This window comes from Sphingopyxis sp. (assembly GCF_036402335.1).
GTDB lineage: Bacteria > Pseudomonadota > Alphaproteobacteria > Sphingomonadales > Sphingomonadaceae > Sphingopyxis.
Window position 1 is genome coordinate 1 of the sequence record NZ_DASWTD010000380.1, and the last position, 5401, is coordinate 5401.

Here is a 5401-nt window from a genome sequence, read left to right on the forward strand (position 1 = left end):
AGGCGAGGGAAGCAACCAATTCGGTGCCCGTATAGAATCGGGCGGAAACCTTCAAAGCATTCTGCGCAAGGCCTCAAGCCCGCGTTGGCGATCGTCACCAGAGGCGGGACACAGGCCTCCGAGCCGCATGGGAATGCTCGATCATCGAGGATCCGGATCATCACACTCCCCCGCCCGTTGCGTATTCACTCGGGAGCGAGCAAGGCGAGAAATTCGATGGCGCGCTTGTCGTGACTGCCGCGTGGATCTTTCCGTCCGGTGAGGACTCAATCCTTGATGTCGATCCGGTAGCTGCACCCAGCCAGAACCTTCCCCGGGTGCGTGGTAACGGTCGAGACATTGAGCGAAATCCTGGATGTCCCCTGAAAGCTCGGCGATCCCCCATCGAAGGGCGCCTCGACGATCGAGCGCTCACCCAGATATTTCCCCGGGGCGTCAATGACCGGGGTGATCCCCAATTCCTTCGCCAGAGCCTGCGGAGTGAGCTCTGGAAAAACGGCCATCAGGCCCGAATTGCTGAATGCGACCCGATCGGTCGTCCGGCCGAACACGGCTACCGGCGTTGCAAGCCGATATTCGGAGAGGAACGGGTTGCTGCTCTTCACCGCCGTCATTCCGTAGTGGCGCTTTGCCTCCGCATTATCGTGAAACCAGAACGCAAATCCGTTCCATGTGGGCACGTCTTTGAGTTTGCATGCGATGATGTCGGCAAGCGTCAGGCTGGACGGGTCGATCTCGTATCCGGAACCGTCGTCGGCCCGAACGGGGCTGGCGAGGAGAAATGCAAGTGTCAGGACGAGTGGGGCTGGATGAATTTTCACGAGACGTCCGGATCCTTGATCGAGTGACGATATGTGGCCTTTCTATCGTTTCAGTACAGCTTGGCAAACGCGTGTTGTACCGGACTGTGTACCGTACGGGCGATGGTTTCTGGCTCCGGGCCCGATCACGTCCCGCGGGTGTAATGACTGTCGAATTTAATTCAAAAACCGTCCGGTCGCTGCATCATATGTTCGGGAAGCCGATCCATAATCGCTGTCGAACCCGGCTGCGATAACAACGAATTTCCTCTCGTCGATCGATATGCCGGATGCGCTATTGATCCTTATTGTCGAGATTTCCGACCGATTGCGGAACCCGATATAGGAAAGCTGGTTCTTGTCGCCGTGCATCAGCGCATCGCCCAGCGCCTGTTCGAGCGCCGCGAAATTCGTATCGGCGGCGCGGAAAGTCGCCTCGGGCCCGATCGAAGCACTTGTCCCGTCAGGCCGGGAATCTACGACTGCGCCGCGCATGGTGACATCGTCATAGGCATTCTCCCGCGACGGATTTTCGACCGTCAGCGTCACGTGGTCCTTGTAGATATTCATGTCATGGATTTGGCGGTTGCCCGCATAGGCTATCGCACGATCATATGCCTTGCGGAGCTTCTCCCTGTCGAAATTCCCTTCGTTCCGCCCGGTGAGCGTTTTCGGCAAATCCTGCACGAATGTCGTTACCGTCTCGATCCCGCCCGTCACGAGGGCGAAGGGGGCCAAAAAGCCGAGCACAAGGAAGGCCAAAGTCGCGATCAAACTGGCGGTTAGCCGCGCCGGTGACATCCGGGCGGACAGATCGAGCGCGCCGCCCAACAACCTCGTGCCTTTGTCGGGATAGGATGTCTCGGCTTTTTGCGTCTTGTAGGCGGGCGGCGGCTCGGCGGCTTTTTGCTGCCAATCCTCGGGCGGGTCCTTTTCGATGACCCCATAGCCGGGGCTCTCCGGATCCTCGATGAACACGACAAAGCGTCCGGTGTAGAAATTGGGCAACTCGCCCATGGTGATGAATTGGCGGATTGCCGTTTCATAAGGGGCGCCATGTTCCGGAAACACCGTCAGCGTGAAAATGAACATATGATTGAAGTTCGAAACCGTCAGGCCTGCCTCTTCAAGCTTGCCGACACGCGCCAGCACGCGTTTGCCGGGCGAAATTCCACCGTCGGCAGATTCGAGAAACCGGTCTGCGATGCCGCTCTGCGCGGACTCGAGCATCGGTTTCAGATTGCGCGATATGCCCGCCACGAACGTACCGGTGAACAGGAAGCTTGCCGCGATGTATCCGATCACCACGAAGGGTATCCATGAATCGGGTGCCACCCCGTTTGCGCCGGCGACGATAAAGCCGACAAATGACCCTATCGTCATCCACAGCGCCGCCAGAAGAAGGAAGCGGCGCGGGTTGAATCGGGCCTTCGGCGGGGTTGGCGAGGATACGCTTTGTGTCAACATGGATATGATCCGTCGTCAGAGCATCTGGTACAGCTCGCGGCGTAAATCAGCGGAGCGCGGACCTCACCTTGATGTTGATATTATGCGGGAATCTTGCCGTGCTGCAAGCGCCGGTGTTCGATGGTTTGCGTCCGGGTTGCGGAAACACCTCAGCGTCCTTGCCTGTTCGATCGACGAGTTGTTCAATGAGGAACCTCGATGTTCGCATCGAAATGTTGATCATCGTGATGCAGATGTCTGCTTCTCGAAACTTGCGCTTAGAAGCGGATAGTCCCCTGACGGCCAGCCATGTGATCTGGTCACGGACCAAAGACCAGTTCGAGCATCTGGCGTTTCCAGATGGCGACGGATCGCTCGATCAATTCCATATTGGGGTTGCGAATAAATTCGACCGTCAAACCGCGCGTCACCGCATTGTTGAGCAGTTGCAGCGTTTGATAAGCCTCGTCATTGTCGATGCCCGCAGCGCGCAGGATCATATGGCCCCAAAGCCGGACCCGGCGATCGAAACGCCGCGCGCCGGGGCCGACTTCCTGATCCAGATCGGGGTCGTTGCGGCGGGCCAGGTGGATTTCGAGCACCGCCGCCATTTCCGGAAGGCTGACCATCCGGTAGTTGGCGTCGATCAGATTTTCCATCGACTGTCGAGGTGTTGTCCCCGCCCGAATGGCTTCGGCGTAGACGCGTGTCCGATAGGCCGCGAATTCGGCTGCTACCGCGGCCATCAGCTTTGCCTTCGTCGGAAACTGGTGCTGGATCGCGCCGAGGCTCATGCCCGCCGCGTCGCGGATGGTGAGCATGGTCGCGCCCGAATAGCCTTGCGAGCAAAGCACGTCGCGCGCCGCCGCCAGCACCCGTGCGCGGGTCGCGGCGCTGCGGTCGGCCTGGCTTCGGCGTGGTCTGGTTGCGGTCGTCGTCATGCCCCGGTCATCTGCGATAGCGCGTGCGACGGTGATAGGCGAGCCGCCTCAAAATGCCACCGTCGCGTTAAGGCCGATCGTCCGTGGCCGGATGATGGCGGTGCCGAGCGCGCCGTTTACGTTGCGGGGCGCCCCGGCAACCCCGAGCAGCGCCTGCGTAGAGGTCACGCCACCGCTGTTCGTCACATTGTTGGCATAGGCGGTCAGTGAATAGCGCCCGAAATCGAGGCTCGCGCGCAAGTCGATCACTTCATAGGCCGCCAGGCGCGCGAAACGACCATAAACGGCGCGATAAGCGGGGTCGAAGCTGCCGCTCTGGCGTGAGACCGACCGGACCGAGCCGCCGATCGAGGCGGTGACGGTAGAGCCAAGATCCCATTGGTAGTCGGCGTTGAGGTTGACGGCATATTTCGGTGTGAAAGGCAGGCGGTCGCCCTTGACCGCGCCGACCGCGGCCGGATCGGTATCGCCGCTGAGCCGTGCGTCGGTGTAGGTGAAGCCGACCGAGGTCGTGAAGCCGCGCGTCGGGCGCAACGTCGCGACGATTTCGGCGCCGTCGATCTTCGCGCTCGTGCCGTTGACGTTGACCCCGAAGCCGTTGACGACGGCGGCGAGTTGAATGTCGGTCCAGTCAATATGGTAGAGCGACGCTTCGACCGAGGCGCCGCGATCGGCGGTGTCGCCTTTGAACCCGATCTCGTAGCTGGTGACCGTATCGGCCTGATAGGTTGTCGGGGTTCCCTGCGGCGAGTCGATCGGAACGACATTCGGACCGCCGGGGCGATAGCCTTTGGCGATGCGCGCATAGAGCGACGCCTGTTCGCCGAACTTGACCTTGGGCGCGATCGACCAGGTGAAGACATTGTCCGACGAACGCAGGCCGTCGACAAGGTCGGTGCCGAGCAATACGCCGCCGGTCGCTTGCTTGGCGCGCTGACTGTTATGGCTGTACCGACCGCCGAGGTCGATATCGAACCAGGGCGCAAGGTGCAGCGTCGCGTTTGCGAAACCCGCGACCTCTTCATAGCGCGAGTCGAGATTGAACACCGCCAGGTCGTAGGGCAGGTCTATCGGGGTCAGCACGCCGGGTGTACCGGGCACGGCGCTCTTCAAATCCTGGAAGATGCGCGCCTTTTCATGCGTGTAATACCCGCCGATCAGCCACTCGACGAGGTCGCCGCGGTTCGACGCGAGGCGCAGTTCCTGCGTCCATTTGCGGCTTTCCGTGAACTGGTCGAAATAGGCATAGGCGCCGGCGAGCGCCGCAGAGAGATTTGCGGTATAGTCGGCGCGGAACGATTGGAGCTGCTCGCCATAGCTCGTCGCCGAGGTCAACGTCACGCCGCCGAAATCATAGTCGATCGTGCCGTTGTAGAGCCGGTATTTCACATTGCTGAAGGTCGGCAGATATTCCGATTGCGTGAGACCGCCGTAGAGCGGCTTCAACGTTGCGGGATCGGCTTCGACGATGCCGGGGGCGTCGACATACAGATTCTGGAGCAGCACGCTCAGCCGGACGCTCAGATTGGCGTCGGGTTTCCAGAGCAGCGAGGCGCGGCCGCCATAATTCTCGAAATCGTTGATATTGCTACGAACATTCGATCTGGCGGTGCCGATCGAGTCGATATAGCCGCCCTGCTTGCGGTACGAACCCGAGGCGCGGAAAGCGAGCGTTTCGCCGAGCGGGACGTTGACCATGGCCGCGCCGCGGTACGAGGCATCGCCGCCGTCGGTGAATTCGATGCCGCCGAGCGCTTTGGCTTCGAAGCTCGACGTCGAGGGCTCGTTGGTCACGAATTTGAGTAGGCCGCCTAGCGAGCTTGCGCCGTACAGCGTCCCTTGCGGCCCGCGCAGCACCTCGATCCGCGCGATGTCGAAACTGTCGAAATCGCCTGCAAGTTCGGAGCCGTTGGCAAGACCGGTGCTCGATCCGAAGGGGGTTTCGTCGACATAGACCGCGACGGTCGACGCGACCCCGCCAGTGTTGATGCCGCGCAGCACGAGCCGTCCCTGGCCGGGCGTGCCCTGGACGAGCTGCAGGCTGGGAACATTTTTCAGATAATCGGCGAACCCGGTCGCCCCCTGCTGCTCGAGCGTCGCGCCCGAGACGACCGACACCGACTGTGGCACGTCGATCAGCGCCTGCGATCGCTTCTGGGCGGTCACGACGATTTCGTCGCCGATGGTCGTATCGCCCTCCTGCGCCCAAAGAGT

General features: G+C 61.0%; 4 protein-coding genes. All 4 read right to left on the bottom strand.

Annotated features, from left to right (window positions below; translation table 11 throughout):
- Nucleotides 1–266: 266 nt before the first annotated feature.
- Nucleotides 267–821, bottom strand: a complete 555-nt coding sequence (locus VGD20_RS12040) for a hypothetical protein (protein WP_331134675.1) — start codon at nt 819–821, stop codon at nt 267–269.
- 156 nt (nt 822–977) lie between these two features.
- Nucleotides 978–2108 (bottom strand): hypothetical protein, encoded by a 1131-nt coding sequence (locus VGD20_RS12045; RefSeq protein ID WP_331134676.1) that lies wholly within the window; start codon nt 2106–2108, stop codon nt 978–980.
- Nucleotides 2109–2566: 458 nt separating this feature from the next.
- Nucleotides 2567–3187 carry a TetR/AcrR family transcriptional regulator gene (locus VGD20_RS12050; RefSeq protein ID WP_331134677.1) on the bottom strand — a complete coding sequence of 207 codons (621 nt, stop codon included), beginning with the start codon at nt 3185–3187 and terminating at the stop codon, nt 2567–2569.
- 48 nt (nt 3188–3235) lie between these two features.
- The coding region (locus tag VGD20_RS12055) for a TonB-dependent receptor (RefSeq protein WP_331134678.1) at nt 3236–5401 on the bottom strand (2166 nt) is incomplete at its 5' end.